Raw genomic sequence first — 25,650 nt, 5'->3', positions numbered from 1 at the left:
ACTAAGCTTTAATTTTTAGCAAAGGTTTGTAGAAGATGTTGATGAATTATGAGTACTTGGTCTTTGGTCTGATCAAGATCGTGGTTGGTGATCACAAAATCTGATTGTTTTGCTTTCTCATCATCGGTTAATTGGTTGTTGACAATGGCCATAATTTTGTCTTCAGTAGTACTGTCTCTCTTCATTACACGTGCTAGGCGCTGGTCAAGATCTGCCACCACAGTAATTATAAAATCATAGTGCGAAGCCAAATCATTTTCAAAAATGATAGCCGCTTCTTTTAGCACATACGGTGCCGTTTGCTGCCCTTTCCACTGTGTAAAATCATCCCCAACTTTTGGATGGACAATAGCATTCATCTGCTTTAAAAGATCGGGGTTTTTAAAGATTTTAGATGCCAGGAAAGGACGGTTAAGTTGTTTGTCGTTATAAGCTTCGTCTCCAAACAATGTTATGAGTTGTTTTTTGATATCTTTAGAAGTATTCATCAATATTTTAGCTCTTTCATCTGCAATATATAACGGCACACCCAAGTCTTGAAACATTTTGGCCACCGTAGTTTTACCGCTGCCTATTCCTCCTGTTAATCCTACAATTTTCATAAGCTATTGCATCAAAATGAATTCAACTTTGTGTTGTTTTAAACGTGCGCTTTTAACAATCTCTGGCACTTTCACCAACTTCGGGATCAAAAAGGTTTTTTCAGTATTATTAATGTCTTTATAATCGCACTCAATCCTAAAATCAGAGGGTTTGACCAATTTAAAATTAGCAAGACTCAAGCTATAAGCTACTGGAATTGTTTTTGGAAAATAATTGATATTAGTGTCTGCCGGTAGATTAATTATTGTGACGGGGACATTAAAGGTCCCTTCCGTAAACTTCTCAACCTGACCTTTAATAATGACATTTCTATCAGATATTTTTAACTGTTTAAGCAGATCAGTCATTTCAATTTCTAAAGATTTCTCAATATTTGAATTGATATCTTTTAACTCCACCTTTTTTGTGGTGACCTCTTTTATCTTAGCAATCAGTTTTTCTGAACCGATAATTCTGACGGAATCAGGAATCACTTTTATTGTTGATGACGTATCATATCCTGATGCGTAGGCAATTGAAATATCCGTTATAACCGGAACCTTCTTTACTGCCAAGGCTTGATAAGGGAAGCGTATTGTATCTGGTTGAACAGAAATAACCTCTATTGAATTTTTAAACTTTTCATTGATCTTAGTTGCATTTTGCCGTGCATCCCATACGTAGATTTTATTTTTTACCGCCACATCAGATTTGAAGTCAATCTGGAATTTGGGGGTAAAAAAGTAATATTTAAGCAAATTGAAGCCATAAGCCTTGACGCCAACTTTTATTTTTTTACTGCTGTCAATATCTACATGATGCTGTTCCGGTAGGTTTTTGTAGACAATTTCAAATGTAATCGTCTCGGTGTAGCTTTTTGAAAGTTTTGTCAACGCCCAAAAACAAAAAGAGAGCAAAAAAAACAGACCCAAAAACATTTTAGTTTTCTGTCTTTTTATCGATTTAGAAAGTGTGGCTTTTAGTTTATTGAACATGTTTAAAGAACAATTTTGGAAATCTTTTTTCAGGATTTACTTTTAAAAATTTTATAGCTAAGGTTGATTTAAAAAATCCATAACCATAACCAAAAAACTGAACAAATATTGCGATAACGGACAAAACGCCAATGACCACATTTTTTGAACTGAGAAGCGCCATTATAAATGCTACCGTCATATAGATAAGATAAATGTACAACAACCACATGACATTAAACGCTAACATTAGGATACTCACCACAAATCCCATCGAGAATAATGTGGGTAGCCAAAAAATTAACCGCTCTGACTTTGGGTGCCATCTATTTAAGATAGGCCTTACCAAACCAAATTTATAAACTTGCTGATAAAATTTTGACCAAGAAATACGCCTTTTGTGATACACATAAGCTTCTTTTATAAGTTGGCTTTTATACCCCATACTTGCAAGACGCAGTGAAAGGTCAGGATCTTCGCCAGGATGAATCGTTCCAAAACCGCCGGAAGCCTGAAACGCTTCTTTTGAAAGTCCCATATTGAAACTCCTTGGCTGAAAATTCTCTGAGTCCTTCCCGCCTCTTATACCTCCTGTAGTAATAAAAGACGTCATGACAAAGTTAATCGCTTTTTGAAGCTTTGAAAAAGATGCATGGGCAGCATCTGGACCTCCATAACAATCTGTATAATTATCAGACAATCTTTTTGTAACAACTTGCAGATAATCTTCAGGCAGTAGCACATCTGAATCTAGAATAATAAAATAATCACCTTTTGCTCGTGCCATTCCGTAATTTCTTGAATCTCCAGGACCTGAATTTTCCTTAACATGATAGGAGATTTTCAACTGCTGATCAAACTGCTCAATCACCTTATCAGATGGCACTGTTGAACCATCTTCAATAATGCAAATGCTGTAATCAAAATCACCTTTAAGTTTTGTAAAGCTCTCCAAAAGCTCATGAATTTCATGAGGTCTATTGAAAACAGGAATGATAAATGAAAAATGCAATGGCTTCATAACATACAAAGGTAAGGAATCAAAACAAAAAAGCGACCTCGAGGTGATCGTTGAAATTACACAACATGATCTATAATGACTTCAAAAAAAGACCCTTTCAAAAGTTTGAAAGGGTCCTTAGATCTATTCTAAAATTAGTATAAAATTATTCTTTTACAAACGCTTCCATGACTTGGTCACTGACGCCCATATTGCTAAAACCTCCATCATTATAGAGATTTTGAAGGGTGACTCGTTTGGTAAGGTCACTAAATAAGGTTATCGTATAATTGGCGCAGTCTAATGCTGTGGCGTTACCAAGTGGCGACATCTTATCAGCATAGGCAATAAATCCATCAAAACCTTTTACACCTTGACCTGCTGTGGTAGGAGTTGGCGACTGAGAAATGGTATTGACCCTTACTTTTTTATCCTTCCCAAAGAAATATCCAAAACTACGGGCAATGCTTTCTAAATAGGCTTTATTGTCTGCCATGTCATTATAATCAGGAAATACACGTTGTGCAGCCATATAGGTCAACGCAACAATACTTCCCCATTCATTCATAGCATCGGCTTTATAAAGCGTTTGCATCACTTTATGGAAAGACATTGCAGAAACATCAGTCCCCTTTTGGGTCCATTCATAATTCTGATTTGTATAATGCTTGCCCTTTCTTACATTAATAGACATGCCAATGGAATGGAGTACAAAATCAATTTTTCCTCCCAAGATTTCTACCGACTTGGCTACTAAGTTTTCCAAATCTTCAACAGAAGTAGCATCTGCAGGAATGATTTCAGAACCGGTCTTTTTTGCCAATTGATCAATTTGTCCCATACGCATTGCTATTGGCGCATTTGTCAACACAAATGTACCGCCTTCTTCATGAACGCGTTCTGCAGTTTTCCAAGCAATTGAGTTTTCATCCAAAGCTCCAAAAATAATTCCTCGTTTTCCTTTTAATAAATCGTATGCCATGTTTTTGATTGTTTTTTATTTAATGCTAGCAAATTAAAAGTCAAAGTTAATAAAACTTTGAACTTATTGTTCAGTTTTGATTTCTAAATCTTCATTATAAAATTTACTTTATCAAGCCGATACTGCCTTGTTAGAGGTACTCAAATGAAAATTTTTTAGCTGTGCACATCTTGTCCTAATCAACATTGTTAACTATTGAAAAATATATAATTACCCATAGTTTATAACACTCTTAAAACCCATTGAATCAATTGAGCAATTGTTTGGCATGTTCAATAGCAGAACTGGACATGTTGATGCCTCCTAACATTTGGGCAATTTCCACAATACGCTCTTCAGGGTTTAAACGCTTTAATTGGGTTTGTGTCACCTCTTCCACATCTTCCTTAAAGACTTTAAAATGGACATCTCCTTTTGCTGCAATTTGAGGTAGATGCGTGATGGTAAACACCTGCATTGTTTTACTCATTTGTTGCATTATCAACGCCATTTTATTTGAAATTTCACCAGAAACCCCAGTGTCTATTTCATCGAACATGATGGTTGGGAGTTGGGTATAATTGGTCAAAATAGATTTTATGGCCAACATAATCCGTGATAACTCACCTCCCGATGCTGCTTTTTTAAGTTCATTGAATTGTCCGCCTTTATTGGCCGAAAACAAAAACTTCAATTCATCATTACCATTGCTTAAGAAGGTTTCTGAATGGGTCAATTCTACATTGAACCTCGCATTTGGCATGCCTAACGTTTCCAAAAGGACTTCTAACTGTTTGATAAAACCCGGAATTGCCTTTTCCCTATTGTTATGGATTTTTGTAGCGAATGTGCTGAGTTGATTTTCGACTTTTAACAAGTCTTTTTCTTTATCTGCAATAACCGTATCCAAGTTTTCTGTGAATGATACATTGTCACTGAGATCATTTTTTATTTGGATCAACTCTGAAACTTCAGCAACAGCATGTTTTTGTAAAAGATTATTAATTACCTGCAATTTTGCATTGACCGTGTTTAATCTGTTGGGGTCAGCTTCCAAGGCCTCTTGGAGTGTTTCTATTTCTGCAAATATATCATCCAATTCAATTAAGCTGCTTACAACGCGCTCAGAAACCAGTTTATAATCGGCTGAATAAGGTGCGAGTTTTGTCAATTGATTTTTAATCTCAGTAAGCTGCGTCACTATACCTAGTTCTGGATTACCCAAAAGCTCATGAGTGGTTGTGAGACGCTCACCAATTTCTTCAATATTGTTAAGGGTTTCGTACTCTTCTTCTAGTGATTCCAACTCTCCATCTAACAAATTCGCTTCTTCCAATTCTTTGAGCAAAAATAAGTTGTAATCCAACTCTTTGGCCGCTTCAATTTTTTGAGTCTGAAATTTTTTCAATTCTGATTTTAGCACTTTGAAGGCCCGCAATTGTTCAGCATAATCTTGGAGCACCTTACTATTGTCAGCTAAAGCATCAATCACCTGAAACTGAAAATCATCATTGGTCAACTGCAAGGTTTGATGTTGTGAATGAATATCCAACAACCGCTCTCCCAACACCTGCAAACTATCTAAATTGACGGGCGTGTCATTCACAAAAGCTCTCGACTTACCTGAAGGCAAAATTTCCCTACGGATGATGGTCTGCGGCTCATAATCCAAATCTTCTGCTTTAAACAGTGTTTCCAGATTATAATTCGCAATATCAAAAGTGGCTTCAATAATACATTTTTCCGATGCATTCTTAACACTACTCAAATCCGCCCGTTTACCAAGAATAAGAGATAATCCACCCAATAGGATAGATTTACCAGCACCGGTCTCTCCAGTAATAATGGTCAAGCCATTATTGAAATTAACCTGGAGGCTATCAATTAATGCATAATTTTTTATGGAAAGTGCTATGAGCATGCTTTGGGTTTGAGGTTTGAGGTTTGAGGTTTGAGATATCAGTTTAGTAATAAAATTAGTTTTTGGAATTACACCAAAGTGCTTCTACATTACATATCAGAAGTTGATTTCACGCCATTTATCGGCATGTGTAGGCGCTATCTTATTAAGAACATCTTTAATTTGCGTGACGTTTACTTTTGGTCCATCGCTAAAAATATCGAGAATTTCATTGGCCTTGGCATCAAAAAACACACGCATCAAAAATGAGTTTGGCCTTCTGTTGTTCATAGTACTCAAATTGTCAAAAACTCCAGCAATGGCCTCTTTTCCAATTTTGTCATTGTCTGCCATGACATCCAAACCTTTCCGATGGTAATTATACATGACCGTTCTGAATTCTTTAAATGTAGGAGACAGCACATTGTCGATAAGTGCGAAACGTGATTGTTGTCCGTCTTCCAATTTCCAGCCTTTAAAATTTCCTTGCTGGGAGAAATTGGTGATTGTTTGCGCCTGTTTAAAATAAGGATCTCCGCCGTTCAATTCAAAGGTATCCGCATCCAATCCTAAAATCATAAATACATGATACGCCAGTACTGAAACCAAATTAGATTCAAATTGTGTGGGATTGTACACTAAATTTTGAAACTCCAGATATTGAAAGGTGAAATTTTTATCATTAAAATTATAAACTGGAGTGCTATAGGAGGAATTAAAAACAGGTCTTGAAGACTGCACTTGAATGGTAGCCTGGAACACATCACTATTGTAGTCAATCACATTAATGATAATGCTACAATCTATACGCTCCTGAGGTTTAAAAATTTTATCTGTCCATTGTGTGTTATTGACAAACTCAGTCAATTGCCGCTCTAAAGTTTTAAAAACCTGTACATTTTCATTTCCTGTTTGTTGTGCATTAACCACTAAATTACAATTCAATTCTTGAGAAAAAACAACGGTATTGCAGACTAAGAAAAGTGTGAAAATAAATTTACGCATGGATTTGTTTTATAATTTGATTCATTAAATCTGCCGCCACTTCTCTTTTTGATTTCAAGTCGTGTTGAATGATCTCCTGTGCGTCAGTTATAAAAGTCACTTTATTGGTTGAACTTCCAAATCCGGCTCCTTGATCGTTTAACGAATTTAATACAATTAAATTTAAATTCTTTGCATTTAATTTTCCTTTTGCATTCTCTAGTTCATTATTGGTTTCCAATGCAAAACCAACTAAAAATTGATGTGATTTAATAGCTCCCAATGACTTCAGAATGTCTTGAGTCTTCTCCAACTCAATACTAAAGGTAGCCTCTTTCTTTTTAATTTTCAGGTCTGAAACTTTCTTAGGCCTATAATCAGCCACTGCTGCAGACAGTATAGCAATGTCAACCACATCAAAATGGTCATGTACGGTCTCATACATTTGTGAAGCACTCACAACGTCAATTCTTTTTATAAGACTGTGTACAACTGTTTCATGTGTTGGGCCAGAAACTAAAATCACCTCAGCACCAAGATTGGCTGCTGCTTTAGCTATTTCAAACCCCATTTTTCCACTGGAATGATTACCAATAAAACGGACCGGATCAATAGCTTCATAAGTAGGGCCAGCAGTAATCAGCACTTTCTTTCCTTTTAAGGGCAACTGCTCTAGAACATCGTGTTCAATAAAAGTCACGATATCTTCAGGTTCTGCCATTCTACCTTCTCCCACCAAACCGCTTGCCAGTTCACCGCTAGTTGCAGGAATCATGGTATTACCAAAACTTTTTAAAATTTCAAAAGAAGCGATGGTACTTTGATGCTTGTACATGTCCAAGTCCATTGCAGGCGCAAAATAAACAGGACATTTAGCTGAAAGATAGGTAGCCATTAACAAATTATCACAAACGCCGTTGGCCATTTTAGCCATGGTATTTGCGGTTGCAGGTGCAATAATAAAAAGATCTGCCCACAACCCGAGTTCAACATGGTTGTTCCATACGGCGTTTTCATCATCGTCATTGACAAATGAAGAATAAACGGGATTTTTAGATAACGTGGAAAGTGTTAAAGGTGTAATGAAGTCTTTAGAAGCAGGCGTCATCACGACCTTTACGTGAGCGCCTGCTTTTATAAATAACCTAACAAGGTTTGCTGTTTTATAAGCAGCAATACCGGCAGTAACGCCTACGAGTATATTTTTGCCGCTTAAAATTGACATGTTAATTATGCTTCTGTAATATCGTCTTCAGTATTTCTGAAATAAATTTTGTCATCTATCCATTCCTGAACTGCCAGCGCGTGTGGTTTTGGCAATTTCTCATAAAATTTAGACACTTCAATTTGCTCTTTATTTTCAAAGATCTCTTCAAGGCTATCATTATAAGTCGCAAATTCTTCAAGCTTATCAACAAGTTCTCTACGGATGTCTGTATTGATTTGTTCCGCTCTTCTGGCTATGACAGAGATGGCCTCATAGATATTTCCTGTTGGCTCATCAATTTCATTACGGTTGTAAGTTATAGAACTTACTGGAGCATTGGTCTTTTTTAAATCCATCGTGTATATAAAATTAACTTTTTGTAGTATAGTTTTGAATTGCTGTTTGCAATTCAGTATTCATTAGTGATGCCTCAGCAGTGTACTGAGATTCTGGATATGCCTTATAAAAAGCATTGTAATATTTTAAGGCTGTATTTAAACGGTCTTGACGCTTACGTTCAATACTATTGATTCCTAATTTGTAGGCAGCGTCAAATCTGTAGTACATGGCGTCTTCCCTAAAAGTTGTTCCTGGATACTCCAAAAGGAAGTTATCAAAGGCTTTTATTGACGCTTCATAATCTTCAGACTCAAAATTGGCAATTTCATTGTAAAGTTTCGCAATTTCAAAAGCCTTCCTTTCCAATTTATAGTCCAATTCCTGAATCAGTTTATTGGCCTCAGGCAAATATTCTGAATCCGGATATTTATTGATAAAGAGTTGCAGCTTTTCAAGGGCCGTAACGGTTTCCTTTTGCTCTTTACTGTAAACAGGTGACAAGTAGTAAAAGCTCTTCGCTCCTAAAAAACCAGCTTCTTCAGCCTTTTCACTTTTAGGATATTGATCTTCAAAGCGCTCAAATTGATAACCGGCCAAATAATAATCCTTCATTTTGTAAAATGAAGTGGAATACATGTACATCAATTTTTCTGCTTGTGGCTTGCCTCTATATTGTGGTGCAATTTGTGCAAACAATTTATTGGCTTTACTATATTTACCAGCATCAAAAAGTTCTGTACCCATTTTAAATTTCGTGGCAATGTCTTCAGATTTTAAGGCCTTTTGATATTCACTACAAGAGGAGAATAGTAGAGCGATCAGTAACGTATAACAAATGTTTTTCATCCAAAAATTGTTCTTCTTTATGTTTTTAAAATGGAATGCCTGATTAAATGTAGTCATAGATAGAATGTTTTAATGGCACTTGATCATTTTTAAACAGAATGCAAAAGTACACATTTATAACGTATTATAAAACAAAAAATTTTAAGCTAAAATAACAGATGCATTAAGGCTAAGTGGACGTTTAAGTAATATTTAACGTTTCTTGCTTTATTTGAGACGCGCTACACTATTCCTGATTTTTTCCTTCAAGCCATCTGAAGCCACAACTAAGGGCAATCTCACCGTATCCATTGCCAGTTGAAGTGCCTCAAAAACAGCCTTGATTCCGGCAGGATTGTTTTCTTCAAATATTTGAGCTGTTACATCCATTAGCTTAAAATGAATTGGATATGCTTCCTTTGCGTTGCCTTCCAATCCAAGACGGATCATCTTGCTAAATTGCTTAGGGAACGCTTGACCCAGTACCGAAATTACGCCTGCACCACCAGCCAAAACAACACCTAAAGCCAAATCATCATCTCCTGAAATAATCAAAAACCCATCTGGTTTGTGCTTCAATAATTGTAAATATTGCCCCACGTTATTTCCTGCTTCTTTGATTCCAATAATGTTTTCAAAGTCATTGGCAAGTCGTAAGGTGGTTGCCGGCAACATATTAGAGGCGGTACGCCCTGGAACGTTATAAAGGATGATCGGTTTTGGTGACACTTCTGAAATTGCTTTGAAATGCTGGTAGATACCTTCTTGTGTGGGCTTGGTATAATAGGGTGATACTGATAAAATAGCATCTATTCCGTCTAAATCTGTAGTCTTGATTTCTTCAATAATGTCTGCAGTATTGCTGCCTCCAATACCAAAGACCAATGGCAATCGTCCATTATTTGCTTGCTTTATAGTACTGGTAACGTCTTTCTTTTCCTGTTTGGTGAGCGTCACACTTTCTGCAGTAGTTCCACAAATAACCAGATACTCAGTGCCATTGTCAATATTGTAATTAACAATGTCAGCAAGCGCTTCATGATCCACACTCAAATCAGATTTGAACGGTGTAATTAGGGCAACACCTGTTCCAAGAAATTTTGTCATTATATTTTGTTTAATATGGTTAAGTACTTTTTTAGTTCTGTTTTAAACACGTCAAAATCTTTGGTGGTCACGTCCAATATAAAATCATACAATCTGTCATCTACATTGGATAGTCCAATTTTGAAATTGGCTTTTGAGACTGCTGCTGCCATTTTCAATTCTAAGGCGTCATTTTTATGGAAGCTTACAAGGGCATCAAATTCAGTATCCAAAAACATCTTCAGCTCGGCGTGTTTGATAGCACCACGCCATCCGAAATCTTTTTTGCTGAAAAAGTTGCCCCACAATTTCTCTGTCTTTTTTTCGTCTTCAACAAAAACGATGATTTTAATTTTTGGCAATTGAACACCCAATTCATTGAAAAAATGTTTAAATGCTTCGGCGTCAGAAAATTCACTCGCATCAATAATAACACCAACTGATTCTAATTTCCTGTTACTGATGGCAACATTTTTAGAGTTTAACAGTTTATTAATGAATTTTTGATTGGATTTTTCCTTAAAAGCCTCTAAAATCATTTACTTTTGTTTTGGCAAAGGTAGTAAACACGCTACATTTATCCATTAACATTTTACGAGTTATTCAATGAAATTTAAAAATATTTTTCTGGTTTTGGGACTGCTTTTAAGCTTCTCCTGTAAAACACCTTCAGATGTTTACAAAATTGAAGGTAAAAACGTAAATGTCAATGATAGTATACAAGCTAAACCGAGTATTGAAAGTTTCATCAAACCGTACAGAGAAAATATTAACAAAGACCTGGATAGCATTTTAGCTTATGCAGTAGACACCTATTCCAAAAGTGACGGACATCTAAACACGGCTATAGGAAATTTGATGGCCGATGTGGTTTATGATGAAGCAGATCCTGTCTTTTTTAAAAGAACTGGAGCCCATATTGACTTTGTTCTATTAAATCATGGTGGCATCCGTTCTATTATATCTAAAGGACCAATTACCAAAAGAACTGCTTTTGAAATGATGCCTTTTGAAAACTCAATCGTGGTTTCAAAATTACCAGGAGCTCAGGTAAAGGAACTTTTAGACTATTTAGCTAAGGCCAAACGTGCACATCCTATCTCCCAACTGAAAATAGTTTTGGACAAAGATGCCAATGTGGTTGAGAGCTCTATAAAGAAACTACCGATAGATTTCAATAAGACCTATTATATTGCCACCAATGACTACCTTATTAACGGTGGTGATGGGATGGACTTTTTTAAGGCCAGCGAAGAGGTGATTGTGTTGGACTATAAAATAAGAAATGCATTAATTGATTATTTTATGAAAACAGATACTCTGAACCCTGTAATGGATGACCGATTTATTCAATTAAAGGATTAACTCCACATCCTAGAAGCAAAATTTTTTGAAGTTATGAAAAGAAGAGAATTCATTCAACAAACAACGGCAGCCACAGCATTGGTTGGATTGGGAGGTTTTGGCCTGCAATCATTTTCAAGCGCCCCAAAAAAAATTACCATCTTACATACCAACGATGTGCACAGTCATATTGATCCTTTTGGTCCTGAAGATGGTAGAAACCCAAACCAAGGTGGTATTGCAAGAAGAGCGACGTTGATTGAAGGTATTAGGGCTGAAAACCCGAACACCTTGTTATTGGATGCCGGTGATATTTTTCAGGGCACGCCCTACTTCAATTATTACGGTGGAGAATTGGAATTCAAACTGATGAGCATGCTCAAATATGATGCAGCAACCATTGGAAACCATGATTTTGATAATGGACTTGAGGGGCTGTACGCACAATTGCCACATGCCAAGTTTGATTTTGTAAGTGCCAATTATGATTTCTCAAACACCATAATGGATACACATGCAAAACCGTATAAGACCTTTGTAAAAAATGGTATCAAAATAGGCGTTTTTGGTTTAGGAATAGAGCTTGCAGGTTTAGTTGACAAAAACATGTACAAGGAAACGGTGTATCTCAATCCTGTTGAAATTGCCCAAGACATGTCTCGTGTTTTGAAGGAATATGAAAAATGTGACTTGATTATCTGTCTGTCTCATTTAGGGTATAACTATCGAAATAATGAAGACAAGCCTAGTGATCTTTCACTTGCTAAACTCACCAAGGATATTGATTTATTCATTGGAGGCCATACACATACCTTTCTTCCACAACCTACGATTGTTAAAAATAGTGTGGATCAAAATGTATTGGTCAATCAAGTGGGCTGTTATGGGATTAACCTTGGTAAAATAGACTTCTATTTTGGCAATAACAAGAACACATCGGCAGAAGGCGTTTCTATTTTAGTTTAAGATTTCCTTACGTTGTGACGTGATTAGCGGGAACAGTAACGTTTGCTTCATTACTCGCTACAGTTACTTTTGATTTTTGCTGATGATTGTAGACATACAACACAAAGAGGAAAAGTCCTGTAGCTTGAAGAATTTCATGTATTGCGGAAAAGGCCCAAAAATCAACGTACATGGTAGTGATAAAGCCCAACACATCAGAAAACACAAAACAGCACACTACCGTTAAGAAAAGTATGGATTGCGCGGACTCTTGGCTGAGATAAATGGCAAAAGCTAAAAACCCCATGATCAATAAAGCAACTCCTCTACTAACTGTCAATGTTAAAATGACACTATCCTGAAAGCTATCTTTAACTGAGGAGAACATGGCATACATCAAGTAGGTATTTACCAATAATATCAGCACGAGATACCAGGACACGAGTCCTTCAAACTTTATATCCTTAAACTTCCCAAGCATAACGAATATGATTAACACATAGGCCGCTAAAATGCTTGATTCAGAAAATTTAGAAAGTAAGTCATACCCATCAAAAGATCTAAAAAGAATGCTGAGAAAAGCGAGCATTAAAATCGTAAAAAAAACCGTCGCCATTAATTTTTGTTTGTAAAAATAAAAGACCAATAGCACTGGAATCACAATCAACGCCGTCACTTTAGATAAAAGTGGAAATCCATTGAGGAAAGAAATAAGGTTGAGCGAAATGATTAGGGCCAACAGTACTGATATTACCCAGTTGGGCATTAAGGCGTGCCATATTTTCATGATAGATTGGTATAAGTAGGTATGACAAACATAACAAAAAAAAACGACTTTAAACGCATATTTCGTGCGCTTCATCGATTTAATTGTTAAAATAATACTGTAGATCATGCTTTTATGACCTCTGATTATCTTGGAACCTTCAATATATCTGATAGCCATTACAATTGAAATTTTATTGATGTCAATAAAGAAGTCTAGTAAGTAAGAGGACTGTCTGCTCTTTGGAATGTAAGATCACTTGTAAAACGATGCATCCATAGAAGTAAAATTCAAATGAATCGCAAAAAATTGAATGAAAGAATCAATGCATAGAAATGCACGCAAGGGAAGAGATATATCATCTGCAAAGAGACACATCTGCTTTAAAAGACTAAAACTTAAAAATATGGATTACTCACACCACGGGTTAGACGGCTATGTCCTTATATGAAATTTCTTCACGCCATTCGTAAGACAATATTGACTGCATATAGAAAAATGCAAATCCAAGTACCAAGCATATTGAACAAGCAACATTAAGGATATTGATACTGGAAATGTAAAAATAAGCCAATTGCAATACCTCAAGAAAAAAATATAAAAATAGCACCAATCAACAAGTTAATCGCTTTTTTATCTTCTCTATGTAAATAATTAATTAAGGTAACCGTCAACAAAATCATAATTACCGCATTGTAAATAAGTTCAACAAAGTAAGCGTAATAAGTCAATCTGCCAATGGCAGTGTTGGTCACTACAACCACGCAAAACACATCAAGTACAATTAATATCAGTAAGTGAAAGGGATATTTCTTCACCATCTCTATCACATTCATTGCACTCAAAATTTGAGTTATAAGTAGCGCATATGCTATGATATATACAGAATTAACTAGGTAGTACATAGTATCACTGTCGTTCAATTGTGGCACATCAACAAAAAAGCTCAGAAAATTCAAAATTTCGGCAATGGTGAACGTTATCAAAAATGAAAAGAAAAAAACGCGCTTATTTTTAACCCTTACATAGTAGAGAGTGGTTAGAAGCACAAATAATAATGTTCTTAAACCGGCCGCTTCATTTTCCATTTGATACACTTGCAAGCCAATAAAAACCACTGAAAGCGCGATCAACAAGCTTATTAAAATTTTTGGTTAAAATCATATTAAAGAATCTATTCCTCAGACAAATATATATAAATTTAACTATTAGGCGATTAAATAAGCTTTTAATCGACGAAGTTCATTGATTTGTAAGATTTCTATTTCAATATTTTTTTAAACTCAGCCTCTGAAATTATAGGAATCTGCAATTTTTCTGCTTTCGTTCTTTTGCTCGGTCCCATATTATCTCCTGCAATCAGATAACTTGTTTTTGAAGATATGGAGCTCGATACCTTTCCGCCATTGTCTTCTATCATTTTCTTCAGTTCATCCCTTGACAGCGATTCAAAAACACCAGAAACTACAAATGCCTGTCCTTCCAGTTTATTGGTTTGATTTGCCAATTTTTCAGCAGAAATTTCCATTTGCACTCCACAGTCCCTCAATTGCTCCACAATTATTTGATTCTGCTCTGAGTTGAAAAAATCGACGACACTCTCAGCAATACGTATTCCTATTTCATCAACAGTTACTAAATCAATCAAAGTAGCGTCTGCTATATTCGTAATGCTCTTAAAATGTTTTACTAATTTTTTTGCAACAGTTTCACCCACATATCTAATACCCAATGCGTATAACACACGTTCAAAAGGAATTTCTTTAGAAGCTTCAATACCATTGATTAAATTATCGGCACTTTTTTCGGCCATACGTTCTAAAGGAATCACGTCTGCTTTAGTAAGGGTGTACAAATCTGAATAATCAGTAATTAGATTTTCCTTGACCAACAAGGCGACGGTTTCTCCTCCCAAACCCTCAATATCCATCGCCTTCCTCGAAATAAAATGCTGAATCCGACCAATAATTTGAGGTTGGCAACCATTGTAGTTAGGACAATAATGTTGCGCTTCGCCGTCATTTCTAACGAGTGCTGTACCACATTCTGGGCAATTTTCAATATAATGGGTGGGCCGTGAATCAGCAGGACGCTTTGTCAAGTCTACCGCAATGATTTTAGGAATGATCTCACCGCCTTTTTCAACAAAAACTTCATCCCCTTCCCTAATGTCCAATTTTTCAATTTGATCAGCATTGTGCAATGACGCACGCTTAACAGTAGTGCCTGCCAACTCCACAGGCTCTAAATTGGCAACCGGCGTTATGGCACCCGTACGTCCAACCTGGTAGGTGATTTCATTTAGCCGTGTAGACACTTGTTCCGCCTTAAATTTATAAGCGATGGCCCAACGTGGCGATTTGGCTGTATATCCCAATTCATCCTGTTGATGCAAGTCATTTATTTTGACCACCACACCATCGGTTTCATAAGGCAAATCATGTCTGTGGATATTCCAATAGTCAATAAACTCGAACACATCGTCTATCGAGTTTACTAAAGCCGCAGCCTTTGGTACTTTAAATCCCCAAGCTCGCGCCTTTTCCAAACTTTCAAACTGCGTGTCACTATTTAAATTGTTTCCGGTGATGTTGTAAAGCAAACATTCCAAAGGGCGTTTGGATACCTCAGCACTGTCCTGAAGTTTCAAACTTCCTGAGGCCGTATTTCTCGGATTTCGGTAAGGCTCCTCTCCTATCTCAACACGCTCTTCATTCATTTTAATAAAACCTTCAAAAGGCAGTACAATCTCACCTCTAATATCAAATTTTGGAGGATAATCGCCTTTTAAACGCAAGGGCACTGACCGGATGGTTTTGATATTTGCCGTCACATTATCACCTTGCACACCATCACCTCTTGTCACCGCTTTAAGTAGTATGCCATTTTCATAGGTGAGACTTATAGAAGCACCGTCATATTTCAATTCGCACACAAATTGCACCTTGCCATCAATCACTTTCTTTACTCGGGTCTCCCAGTCCAACACATCTTCTTTGGAATAAGAGTTGTCTAAAGAATACATGCGATGATCGTGGACTACAGTCTCAAAATTTTTAGTAATTGCGCCGCCTACCCTCTTGGTTGGCGAATGCTCATCAGCAAATTCTGGATGCGCATCTTCCAAAGCTTGCAATTCTTTCAATTTAACATCAAAATCAAAGTCGCTAATAGTGGGCTGATCTAGAACGTAATAATTGTAATTATGCTGAGTGAGGGTGTCGCGAAGCTGTAAAATATGTTGTTGTATATTCATTAAATTATTGACGAGTAAGTTATCTCTTTGGGTTATATTTAAGGGCTCTAATATACTAAAATGCTTATCAAGAAAACACTCACGTTTATAGTTTTTATGCCGTTGTAATCCTTTAAATAATCCTTAATCATTTAAAAAAGATGGCGGAGGCTAAGGTCCTAATTCTTCCGGCATCTGGAGTCAACCCTAATACTCTTTTAATTTTTAAGCGCGGGGGGGGTTACTGAAGTCCATTGTTCTGACGTACTTTTGCCACTAGTTCAAACGACGGCTCCAATACCTATGAACACCCCTAAGTTTTTAAATAATGGCCAAGAGATGGCCTCCAATATAGAAATGATCACCTCAATGCTCCAGCTCATCAATGATTAATCGCTTATCCTTTTTTCTCAGTTTATTAGTATGTTATGGGTGTCAAAAAGAAAATCAACCCCAAACATTGACCTTACACGACCACTGGGAATTTAAAAACCATACCGATTCTATTTGGTCTAAAGCCATTGTTCCAGGCAATGTCCATTCTGATTTATTGAGGAACAATTTAATCAAGGATCCTTTTATTGGCAGCAATGCCTTAGAGTTACAGTGGATTTCTAACACTGATTGGGAATATAGAACAGAATTTCAAATTCCTAAAAAAATGTTGCGTAAAAAACATATTGAGCTCAACTTTGAAGGGCTTGACACCTATGCCACCGTGTATTTAAATGACAGCATTATTCTTAAATCCAGCAACGCGTTCAGGACGTTTACTGTGGATGTGACGAAACTTCTAAAAAAAGACAATTATCTGCACATCATTTTTGAGAAAACGTCCACTTATGAAGCCATTGAAAAAGCTAAATTGCCTTATGAGCTTCCTGAAGGCAACCGCATATTTACAAGAAAAGCACAGTTTCAATATGGTTGGGATTGGGGACCCGTGCTCAATACCTCAGGAATTTGGAAACCGATAACCCTTAGCGCTTATAATGATTATAAAATACGTGATGCTTATATTGAGCAAACAGAACTCACTGAAGATTTAGCAACATTTAGTGTCGATTTGGAAGTCTCTTCTGATATTAAAACCCCAATATCCTATGAAATTTATGTGAACGACACCTTGAATGCTATAGTTTCTAAAAGTGATTCCTCAGAAATCACCTTTCAAATAGAACATCCCAAATTATGGTGGCCTCATAATTTGGGCACGCCTTATCTGTATGATATCAAAATCATCGCAAAACAAAAAAATGATATTTTAGATACCATTTTAGTAAAAAAAGGGATTCGTACCATCGCACTTATTTCTGAAAAGGACAGTATTGGACAATCGTTTTACTTTAAGGTGAACGGTGTAGACGTATTTATGAAAGGCGCCAATTACATCCCACAACACAGCTTACAAGATCAGGTGACGACAGCAGATTATGAAAAAATTATAAATAACGTTGTGGATGCCAATATGAACATGCTCCGCGTTTGGGGCGGCGGTATTTATGAGAATGACATTTTTTATGACTTATGTGATGAAAAAGGCATCTTGGTTTGGCAGGATTTCATGTTTGCATGCGCTATGTATCCTGGTGATCCTGAATTTTTGGAAAACGTAAAAAACGAAGCCATTGACAATGTCAAACGGTTACGCAATCATGCGTCCATAGCGCTCTGGTGCTGCAATAATGAAAACAACGAAGCATGGCATAATTGGGGCTGGCAAGCTGGAAGATCAACACAGGAAAAAACAGAAATATGGAACAATTACCTCAAAGTTTTTGATACCCTATTGCCAAACATTGTAAAAAACTATACAAAAACAGATTATTGGGAAAGCTCACCAAAACACGGACGCCTCAACCCTTTATACAAAACAGAAGGTGACGCACATGATTGGTGGCTTTGGCATAGTGCGTATCCGTTTGAGTATCTGGAAGAGAATGTCCCGCGATTTATGAGCGAATTCGGGTTTCAAGGATTTCCAAGTTATGAAGCGATCCGTTTTGTTAACCAATCGGAAGACATTAGCATCTCTTCTACTGGGTTTTTATCCCATCAAAAGCACAACCAAGGTTTTGAATTGATCAAAGAATACATGCAACGAGACTTCCCCGTGCCTGATCAACCTGAAGATTATGTGTATATGAGTCAATTATTGCAAGCCTACGGAATGAACAAAGGTTTTGAAGCACATAGGCGTGCCCGACCTTATAACATGGGTACGCTATATTGGCAACTCAATGATGTTTGGCCTTCAGTGTCGTGGGCAAGTCTTGATTATTTAGGCAATTGGAAAGCGCTGCATTACACGGCGAGAAAAGCATTTGAAAATGTCTTGATTTCTTCTTATGTCAAAAATGACACCTTACAAACCTTTATCATCAATGACGAACTAAAGCCGCAAAACGGCAAGCTCAACATTCAAATTTTAGATTTTAACGGGAATGAATTGTGGTCGGTTTCAAAAGAGATCAAGGTTACTAAAAACAGTAGCGAAATCAAGCATGTTTTAAATTTGAACAGTTTGCAATTGGACAGGAATAGTGTTGTGATTGTTTCCACATTCAATGAGGAAACTTCTTATTTTTATTTAGCAAGACCTAAAGATCTCCATCTCCGAAAAGCAAGTGTTCAAAAAACAATTATGAAATCTGAGAAAGGATTTACTATTGAACTGTCTTCTGCATCGCTTCAAAAAGGGGTGTTTCTATTCACTAAAGAAAAAGGACACTTCAGCGATAACTTTTTTGATCTTTTGCCTAATCAAAAAGTGAAAATTGATTTTGAAACCAACGCCTCTTCTTTGAAAGATTTGAAAATTAAAACGTTGAATGAGTTTACACAGCCAGAAGAGGATTTGTAATCAAGACATTTTGATTCCAGAAACCATGCGGTCATTTCCGAAGATATCTTTTTTGAGCACAACGTCCTTGAAATTAGAGCCCTCGAGGAATTCAATCATTTCAGTACCTAAATACTGGTTGATCTCAAAAAAAAGTTGCCCCTGGTCTTTAAGATGTGCTGTTGCAAATTCAGCTATGGTTTTATAAAAAACAAGTGGCTCATCATCTTCAACATACAATGCGAGACCAGGTTCATGCCGCAATACATTGGCACTCATTTGAGCTTTTTCCAATTGTCTAACGTACGGCGGATTGGAGACAATGATGTCGAATTTTACATCTTCAAATTCCATATTCCAAGGTTCATTTTGCCAATTCAGGATATCCAATTCAACAAATTCCACGTCTACCTTATTCAATTTTGCGTTGGTTTTAGCAATAATCAACGCTTTTTTACTGACATCTATAGCGTATACGGTGGCATTAGGGCTGCTTTTTGCTAGAGAAATAGCAATACATCCTGATCCTGTTCCAATATCAAGAATGGAAAAATTTTCAGTTTTAGATGTTGATACGTCTGTCACCCACTGTACTAACTCTTCCGTTTCAGGTCGGGGTATTAACGTACTTTCTGTAACTTTGAAAGGTAGTCCATAAAATTCAGTAGTACCAATGATGTATTGAATAGGCTCATGCTTTTTGAGTCGTTTGATAGCATTTTCAAACTTTTCAGTTTTCTTTCCTGAAATGGGGGCGTACAAATTTAAAGACACCTCGTGACCTTTCATTTTTAAAAAACATTCGGATAATAAATTAAAAAAAGACTGAATTTCCGTTTCCGGATAGTGTTCCGTTAATTCCGTATAAAATTGGTCGCGTAGAGTTTTTAATAGCATTATAAAGATTTTATCATCCAAACATTGCAGGAATAATGTCCTGTATCTCCCATTGGGCCATCCAAATTTTCAAAACCTGTTTTAGCGTAAAGTTTTGTGGCGTCTTTCATATACGGCAGGGTTTCCAAATAGCATTTTTCAAAACCAAGAGCTTTGGCTTTTTTTAAGCATACCGCCATCATTTCAGCCCCTAAGCCTCTAGCTCTAGCTTCGGGTAAAAAGTACATTTTTTGCAACTCGCAAATACTCCCTTCATAATTCTCCAGTGGAGCTATACCCGCACCTCCGATGATTTTACCGCCATCAGCTACCACAAAATAAGTGGCATTGTCCTTATTATAAGTAGCTGTCATTTCATCCAGCGCTTTGTCGGCATAGGCAGTACCTACTTTTGGGGCACCCATTTCAACCAACACATCACGAATGACCTGTGCAACTTGTGCATCATCTTCAGTTTTAATTTCTCTGATCAGGATAGGGTTTTTGCTCACGATATTATGTTATTTTTGCAGTCGTGAATATACATGAAAAATACATAAAACGCTGCATTGACATTGGCAAAAATGGATTGGGCACCACAGCTCCAAATCCGATGGTGGGTTGTGTTATTGTTCATGATCAAAAAATTGTTGGCGAAGGATATACTAGTCCGTATGGAGGCGCACATGCCGAGGTAAATGCTATCAATAATGTCAAAAATAAATCGTTATTGGACCAGGCCACACTTTACGTCACCTTAGAGCCCTGTTCACATTTTGGAAAAACACCACCTTGTGCTGACGCCATACTCAAATTTAAAATCCCAAAAGTTGTCATAGGTACTATTGATACGCACAGTAAAGTGGGTGGAAAAGGCGTTGAAAAATTAAAATCCTCAGGATGTGAAGTGATAGTTGGCGTTTTGGAAGATGAAGTCAAAGCACACCACAAGCGTTTTTTTACGTTTCACAATAAAAAACGGCCCTACATCATTTTAAAATGGGCAGAAACTGCGGATGGTTTTATTGCACCTCAATCAAGAGATGAACGTAAGCCAGTGTGGATTACCAATCGAATTTCTCGGCAATTGGTTCACAAATGGCGTACGGAAGAACAATCCATTTTAGTGGGGACCAACACCGTTATTGCAGATAATCCTAGTTTGACAGTTAGGGACTGGACTGGTAAAAACCCCATACGCATTGTTTTGGATAAAAATTCACGACTCTCAAAGAATGCTGCTGTTTTTGATCAAAAAGCAACCACAATCATAATAAGTGATCGGCACCATGCAAGACACAAGGAGAGGCTAGATTATAATTTTGACTTTTTGAATTGGGATTCGAATGAAAAAATTGCCCAACAAATCTGTGCAATCCTGTTTAACAATGATATCACTTCCGTTATTATTGAAGGTGGTCGTCAAACGCTTCAAACTTTTATTGATGAAAATCTTTGGGATGAAGCTAGGATTTTCACAGGGCCTGCAAAATTTGGTGCTGGCACAAAAGCGCCCGAATGCGCAGGACATTTGATTTCAGAGGAAAAAATTATAGACGATACTTTAAAAATATATGTAAATGATTAAGAATTTGATATTTGATTTTGGCGATGTGTTCATTAACCTTGATAAAAAAGGCGCCTTGGACAGAGCACTCAATCTATTTGGAACGGATATGCTGTCTGATGAAATTCATGCCATTAATGCACTTTATGAACAAGGATTGATGTCTACCGACGAATTTCTGGAATTCTATTTGGACAATTTCCCCAACCTTGACAGAGATGAAATTATTGGTACATGGAATTATATTTTGAGAGATTTTCCAAATCACAGATTGGAATATGTGCAACAGCTGGCTGCCGATAAAAAGTATAAACTTATTTTACTGAGCAACACCAACGAAATGCACATCAATTGGATCAAAGAAAATATAGGTTTCTATGAAGAATTCAGAGCTAATTTTGACGCTTTTTACCTATCCCACGAAATCCAATTACGGAAACCAAATGCGAACATTTATGAATTCGTTTTGAAGGAAAATAATATGAACGCTGAGGAATCCTTATTTATTGATGATACCGAAGAAAACATCCTATCAGCTGCCAAATTAGGCATTCACACCTGGCATATTAATCCGGAAACTGAAGACATCACCACACTGTTTTCAGCTAAAAGTGAATTGTTTTGATATACCTCATCCTCAGCATTACTGCTTCCTTACTGATTTTTGTGGTATTTAAACTATTGGAGAAATTCAATGTCAATACGCTCCAATCCATTGTGGTTAATTACTTAGTGGCTTTTTCATGTGGTATGCTCATCAATCAAAAACCTGTAGCAATCCAAAGTATTTTTGAAGCCCAATGGTTTCTGGGCAGTATTGTTTTGGGAGTCATGTTTATAGGCATCTTTAATATTATGGCGTGGACCGCCCAAAAAAATGGTCTTTCCGTAGCTTCTGTAGCTTCAAAGATGAGCGTGATTATTCCTGTTATTTTTGGCATCTATTTGTACGAGGAAAGTATTGGCTTTCAGAAAATAATTGGAATTGTTTTAGCTTTAATTTCCGTTTACCTAGTCTCAGCAAAATCAAAGACCAGTGTTAATTTCAAGAAAAATCTACTGCTCCCTGTGGTACTCTTTTTTGGCTCAGGAATTATTGATACCTCCATCAAATATTTACAGAATAATTATGTTCCTGAAGATACTATTTCTCTGTTTTCAGCATCTATCTTCTTAATTGCAGCAGTTGTTGGAATTGGAATCCTGACCGTTCAATTCTTTAGAAAAGAATTTCAATTTGACCCCAAAAGTATTCTTGGTGGTATAGCTTTGGGCATTGTCAATTATGCGTCTCTGTTTTTTATTATTAAAGCCCTCAACTTACCCAATACAGAAAGCTCAACGCTTTTTACAATAAACAATGTTGCCATTGTTATGGTTTCCACATTAATAGGTCTTTTAATTTTCAAAGAACAGTTAAGCAAAAAAAATTGGGCTGGGATTGGTTTAGCCTTAATTTCAATATATTTGGTGACGTTTGCATAAGATGATAGAAAAAGACACCTATAAAACCCTATCCAAACCTTCTGATGACGTCTTGTACAAAGAAAAAAACAGCAAGTTTTTTGGTTATGCATTTCCCGTAACCTCTGAAGATGCTGTCAAAATTCATCTTGAAGCTCTCAAAAAGCAGCACCACTCTGCAAGACATTGGTGTTATGCCTATCAAATTGGAACCCAAGAAAACCACTACCAATTTAGGGTCAATGATGATGGTGAGCCCAACAATAGCGCAGGCATGCCTATTTACGGACAAATCCAATCCTTTGAAGTCACCAATGTGCTGATTGTTGTGGTCAGGTATTTTGGAGGCGTGAAATTGGGTGTTGGTGGACTTATCTCGGCGTATAAAACGGCAGCGCAATTGGCCTTGGAACATTCAAAAATTGTCACAAGAACTATAAATCAAGACATAGAACTGAAATTTGAATACAAAGACATGAATAAGGTTATGCGAATCATCAAAGAAAAAAAATTAAAGATCAAAAATCAAACTTTAGAATTGGATTGCACGATCAATATTTCTGTCCGATTAAAAAAAGCGAAAGATGTTTTGAAAGCTTTTGAAGCCATTTTCGGGGTTGATGCAAAAGTTTTGAACGATTAATTCTGCAGTTTATCTAAAAGATATTTTGGGCATCTTGTAGGTCTATTCTGTTTAACATCCATAAACACCAAAACGGTGCTTCCCAAGGTTAAAATTTCTCCAGATTTATTCGTGATTTCATAGTCAAATTCAATACGGGCAGATGGCAATTTTACCAATTGGGTTTTCACTTTAATTAAGTCGTCATAAAGGGCTGGCTTTTTGAACTCTATAGCTAATTTTATCACGGGCAGCATCAGTCCGTCGGCCTCCATTTGCTTGTAAGAAACTCCAAATTTCCTTAACCATTCAACACGCCCAACCTCAAAGTATTGGGCGTAATTAGCGTGGTAAACGACACCCATTTGATCAGTTTCACCATAACGAACTCGAAGTTCAATTTCATCGGAATATAAAGGAATTGACATTTTTTTTAATTTATTTTTCGTACTTTCATCAAGATTTAAACATGGGAAAAAAATACTGGATATTCAATAGCTTTTGATTTTTTTTTTCAGAATTTTGTTCACATATTTGTCTCAGAAAATATTCAAGGGAAAGCACAAATTTCTCTTCTTTTTACTAATCTGACTTACAAACAAAAAATTAACTTTTTATAATGGAGGTAACTGCGCAATCGGTTTGGAATAATTGTCTGTCTTTTATAAAGGACAATATACAACCCCAAGCATACAAAACTTGGTTTGAACCTATTACAGCAGTCAAACTTACTGACAACGCTTTAAGTATTCAAGTCCCTAGTAAATTCTTTTACGAATGGCTTGAAGAACATTATGTCAAGATCTTAAAAGTATCCCTTAATAAAGAACTTGGAGAGACGGCAAAACTGGTTTATGTTATTAAGATGGAAAACACTTATGGCAATAAGCAACCGTTTACAGAAAAAATACCAAGCTCAAATAGAAGTACCTTAAAATCACAAGATGTTGATATTCCTTTAAAGAACAAGAATCCAGAACTAAAGAATCCGTTTGTCATTCCGGGTATCAGAAACGTAAAGATTGAGTCGCAACTCAATCCTAATTACAGTTTTGAAAACTTTTTAGAAGGTGACTCCAACCGTTTGGCGAGAAATGCTGGACTGGCGGTAGCCAACAAACCTGGTGGCACTTCATTCAATCCCCTATTGATTTTTGGTGGTGTTGGTCTTGGTAAAACCCATTTGGCACATGCCATTGGTATTGATATCAAAGATAAATATCCTGAAAAAACAGTCCTTTATATCTCTGCTGAGAAATTCACACAACAGTATATCGATTCTGTAAAGAAGAATAACAGAAATGATTTTATTCATTTCTATCAAATTATTGATGTCCTCATTATTGACGACGTTCAATTTTTATCGGGAAAATCAGGTACGCAAGACGTATTCTTCCATATTTTTAACCACCTGCACCAGAACGGCAAACAAGTTATTTTAACAAGTGATAAGGCACCTGTAGACATGCAGGATATTGAACAGCGATTATTATCCCGATTCAAATGGGGACTCTCAGCTGAATTACAGAGTCCTGATTTTGAGACCCGCGTGTCTATTTTGAAAAACAAACTGTATCGTGATGGCGTTGAAATGGAGGATGATATTATTGAATATGTTGCCAAGCACATCAAAACCAACGTTAGGGAATTGGAAGGCGCCATTATTTCTTTAATAGCACAATCGTCTTTCAACAAAAAAGAGATTACGATAAACCTTGCTAAGGAAATTGTTGAGAAGTTTGTTAAGAACACTAAGCGTGAAGTTTCTATTGATTATATCCAAAAAGTAGTTTCTGACTACTTTCAAATGGATGTCAACACTTTACAATCCAAAACCAGAAAAAGGCACATTGTTCAAGCAAGACAGTTAGCGATGTTTTTTGCGAAAAAATTTACAAAAGCATCTTTAGCGAGTATCGGATCGCAAATTGGCAAACGTGATCATGCAACAGTACTTCATGCCTGCAAAACGGTTGACAACCTCTCCTCTACTGACAAACAGTTTAGAAAATATGTTGAGGATATTTCCAAAAAATTAGCCCTTTAGAAAACAGTATTGAATGAAAACCGAGGCCTATGTGCATCGCTTATTATGTGAACATCAATTTTCTATAGATTCTAAACGTTAACA

25 protein-coding genes are annotated in these 25,650 nt (G+C 36.5%); 8 read left to right on the top strand and 17 right to left on the bottom strand.

The window, feature by feature from the left end; all coding sequences use genetic code 11:
• Positions 1-8: 8 nt before the first annotated feature.
• The 11 genes from coaE to A9996_RS05640 all read right to left on the bottom strand — a co-directional run bounded on the left by coaE (position 9) and on the right by A9996_RS05640 (position 10,397).
• A complete protein-coding gene (coaE, locus tag A9996_RS05690; protein ID WP_066432098.1) occupies positions 9-602 on the bottom strand; it encodes a dephospho-CoA kinase in 594 nt (197 codons plus the stop codon).
• Between the two features lie 3 nt (positions 603-605).
• On the bottom strand, positions 606-1,577 hold the full coding sequence (locus tag A9996_RS05685) for a YbbR-like domain-containing protein (protein ID WP_083993861.1): 972 nt from the start codon (positions 1,575-1,577) through the stop codon (positions 606-608).
• Complete coding sequence (locus A9996_RS05680) at positions 1,567-2,577, bottom strand: glycosyltransferase family 2 protein (protein WP_066432096.1); 1,011 nt, start codon at positions 2,575-2,577, stop codon at positions 1,567-1,569. Before A9996_RS05680 ends, A9996_RS05685 begins: the two co-directional genes overlap by 11 nt.
• 145 nt (positions 2,578-2,722) lie before the next feature.
• The gene (locus A9996_RS05675) at positions 2,723-3,538 is read right to left on the bottom strand and encodes an enoyl-ACP reductase FabI (RefSeq protein ID WP_066432094.1); all 816 of its coding nucleotides are present in this window, start codon (positions 3,536-3,538) and stop codon (positions 2,723-2,725) included.
• A 247-nt stretch (positions 3,539-3,785) separates the two neighbouring features.
• Complete coding sequence (recN, locus tag A9996_RS05670; protein WP_066432092.1) at positions 3,786-5,438, bottom strand: DNA repair protein RecN; 1,653 nt, start codon at positions 5,436-5,438, stop codon at positions 3,786-3,788.
• A 96-nt stretch (positions 5,439-5,534) separates the two neighbouring features.
• Positions 5,535-6,422, bottom strand: coding sequence for a type IX secretion system protein PorD (porD, locus tag A9996_RS05665; RefSeq protein WP_066432089.1), 888 nt, complete (start codon positions 6,420-6,422; stop codon positions 5,535-5,537).
• Positions 6,415-7,626, bottom strand: coding sequence for a bifunctional phosphopantothenoylcysteine decarboxylase/phosphopantothenate--cysteine ligase CoaBC (gene coaBC, locus A9996_RS05660; protein ID WP_066432088.1), 1,212 nt, complete (start codon positions 7,624-7,626; stop codon positions 6,415-6,417). Before coaBC ends, porD begins: the two co-directional genes overlap by 8 nt.
• Before the next feature lie 5 nt (positions 7,627-7,631).
• The gene (locus tag A9996_RS05655) at positions 7,632-7,964 is read right to left on the bottom strand and encodes a DNA-directed RNA polymerase subunit omega (protein ID WP_066432087.1); all 333 of its coding nucleotides are present in this window, start codon (positions 7,962-7,964) and stop codon (positions 7,632-7,634) included.
• A gap of 13 nt (positions 7,965-7,977) precedes the next feature.
• On the bottom strand, positions 7,978-8,793 hold the full coding sequence (locus A9996_RS05650; RefSeq protein WP_066432204.1) for an outer membrane protein assembly factor BamD: 816 nt from the start codon (positions 8,791-8,793) through the stop codon (positions 7,978-7,980).
• A 207-nt stretch (positions 8,794-9,000) separates the two neighbouring features.
• Positions 9,001-9,879 (bottom strand): 4-hydroxy-tetrahydrodipicolinate synthase, encoded by an 879-nt coding sequence (gene dapA, locus A9996_RS05645; protein ID WP_066432084.1) that lies wholly within the window; start codon positions 9,877-9,879, stop codon positions 9,001-9,003.
• Positions 9,879-10,397, bottom strand: a complete 519-nt coding sequence (locus tag A9996_RS05640; RefSeq protein WP_066432081.1) for a DUF6913 domain-containing protein — start codon at positions 10,395-10,397, stop codon at positions 9,879-9,881. The genes dapA and A9996_RS05640 overlap by 1 nt, the downstream gene beginning before the upstream one ends.
• A 67-nt stretch (positions 10,398-10,464) precedes the next feature.
• Between A9996_RS05640 and A9996_RS05635 the strand changes: the two genes are divergently transcribed.
• The gene (locus tag A9996_RS05635) at positions 10,465-11,223 is read left to right on the top strand and encodes a 5'-nucleotidase C-terminal domain-containing protein (protein WP_066432079.1); all 759 of its coding nucleotides are present in this window, start codon (positions 10,465-10,467) and stop codon (positions 11,221-11,223) included.
• A gap of 33 nt (positions 11,224-11,256) precedes the next feature.
• Entirely contained in the window at positions 11,257-12,168 is a 912-nt protein-coding gene (locus tag A9996_RS05630; protein ID WP_066432076.1) for a bifunctional metallophosphatase/5'-nucleotidase, read from the top strand.
• Between the two features lie 7 nt (positions 12,169-12,175).
• Here the strand turns inward: A9996_RS05630 and A9996_RS05625 are convergent, their stop codons facing one another.
• The 3 genes from A9996_RS05625 to ligA form a co-directional block, all read right to left on the bottom strand.
• Positions 12,176-12,934 carry a hypothetical protein gene (locus A9996_RS05625; RefSeq protein WP_066432075.1) on the bottom strand — a complete coding sequence of 253 codons (759 nt, stop codon included), beginning with the start codon at positions 12,932-12,934 and terminating at the stop codon, positions 12,176-12,178.
• A gap of 563 nt (positions 12,935-13,497) precedes the next feature.
• Complete coding sequence (locus A9996_RS05620; RefSeq protein ID WP_157487184.1) at positions 13,498-14,049, bottom strand: hypothetical protein; 552 nt, start codon at positions 14,047-14,049, stop codon at positions 13,498-13,500.
• A gap of 125 nt (positions 14,050-14,174) precedes the next feature.
• Positions 14,175-16,169 carry an NAD-dependent DNA ligase LigA gene (gene ligA / locus A9996_RS05615; protein ID WP_066432067.1) on the bottom strand — a complete coding sequence of 665 codons (1,995 nt, stop codon included), beginning with the start codon at positions 16,167-16,169 and terminating at the stop codon, positions 14,175-14,177.
• Positions 16,170-16,608: 439 nt separating this feature from the next.
• On the opposite strand from ligA, the gene A9996_RS05610 reads away from it, so the two are divergent.
• Positions 16,609-19,011, top strand: a complete 2,403-nt coding sequence (locus A9996_RS05610) for a beta-mannosidase (RefSeq protein WP_245905293.1) — start codon at positions 16,609-16,611, stop codon at positions 19,009-19,011.
• Here the strand turns inward: A9996_RS05610 and prmC are convergent, their stop codons facing one another.
• Positions 19,012-19,887, bottom strand: a complete 876-nt coding sequence (gene prmC, locus A9996_RS05605) for a peptide chain release factor N(5)-glutamine methyltransferase (protein WP_066432063.1) — start codon at positions 19,885-19,887, stop codon at positions 19,012-19,014. It lies immediately after the preceding gene.
• A complete protein-coding gene (locus A9996_RS05600) occupies positions 19,887-20,378 on the bottom strand; it encodes a GNAT family N-acetyltransferase (RefSeq protein ID WP_066432061.1) in 492 nt (163 codons plus the stop codon). Before A9996_RS05600 ends, prmC begins: the two co-directional genes overlap by 1 nt.
• Before the next feature lie 23 nt (positions 20,379-20,401).
• Between A9996_RS05600 and ribD the strand changes: the two genes are divergently transcribed.
• The 4 genes from ribD to A9996_RS05580 are packed head-to-tail and all read left to right on the top strand — an operon-like array spanning position 20,402 to position 23,540.
• Positions 20,402-21,454 carry a bifunctional diaminohydroxyphosphoribosylaminopyrimidine deaminase/5-amino-6-(5-phosphoribosylamino)uracil reductase RibD gene (ribD, locus tag A9996_RS05595; protein ID WP_066432059.1) on the top strand — a complete coding sequence of 351 codons (1,053 nt, stop codon included), beginning with the start codon at positions 20,402-20,404 and terminating at the stop codon, positions 21,452-21,454.
• On the top strand, positions 21,447-22,058 hold the full coding sequence (locus A9996_RS05590; RefSeq protein WP_066432058.1) for an HAD family hydrolase: 612 nt from the start codon (positions 21,447-21,449) through the stop codon (positions 22,056-22,058). The genes ribD and A9996_RS05590 overlap by 8 nt, the downstream gene beginning before the upstream one ends.
• On the top strand, positions 22,055-22,918 hold the full coding sequence (locus tag A9996_RS05585) for a DMT family transporter (RefSeq protein WP_066432057.1): 864 nt from the start codon (positions 22,055-22,057) through the stop codon (positions 22,916-22,918). The genes A9996_RS05590 and A9996_RS05585 overlap by 4 nt, the downstream gene beginning before the upstream one ends.
• Position 22,919: 1 nt before the next feature.
• The gene (locus A9996_RS05580; protein ID WP_066432055.1) at positions 22,920-23,540 is read left to right on the top strand and encodes an IMPACT family protein; all 621 of its coding nucleotides are present in this window, start codon (positions 22,920-22,922) and stop codon (positions 23,538-23,540) included.
• Here A9996_RS05580 and A9996_RS05575 read toward each other — a convergent pair.
• Positions 23,537-23,947, bottom strand: coding sequence for an acyl-CoA thioesterase (locus A9996_RS05575; RefSeq protein WP_066432053.1), 411 nt, complete (start codon positions 23,945-23,947; stop codon positions 23,537-23,539). The two genes, A9996_RS05580 and A9996_RS05575, sit on opposite strands and share 4 nt — an antisense overlap.
• Before the next feature lie 191 nt (positions 23,948-24,138).
• Here A9996_RS05575 and dnaA point away from each other — a divergent pair, with 191 nt between their 5' ends.
• Complete coding sequence (dnaA, locus tag A9996_RS05570) at positions 24,139-25,566, top strand: chromosomal replication initiator protein DnaA (protein WP_066432052.1); 1,428 nt, start codon at positions 24,139-24,141, stop codon at positions 25,564-25,566.
• The last annotated feature ends 84 nt before the right edge of the window (positions 25,567-25,650 follow it).

It is taken from the genome of Gelidibacter algens (assembly GCF_001678675.1).
Taxonomy (GTDB): Bacteria; Bacteroidota; Bacteroidia; order Flavobacteriales; family Flavobacteriaceae; genus Gelidibacter; species Gelidibacter algens.
The sequence above is the reverse complement of the archived record's forward strand: the minus strand, read 5'-3'. Positions and strand labels throughout refer to the sequence as shown.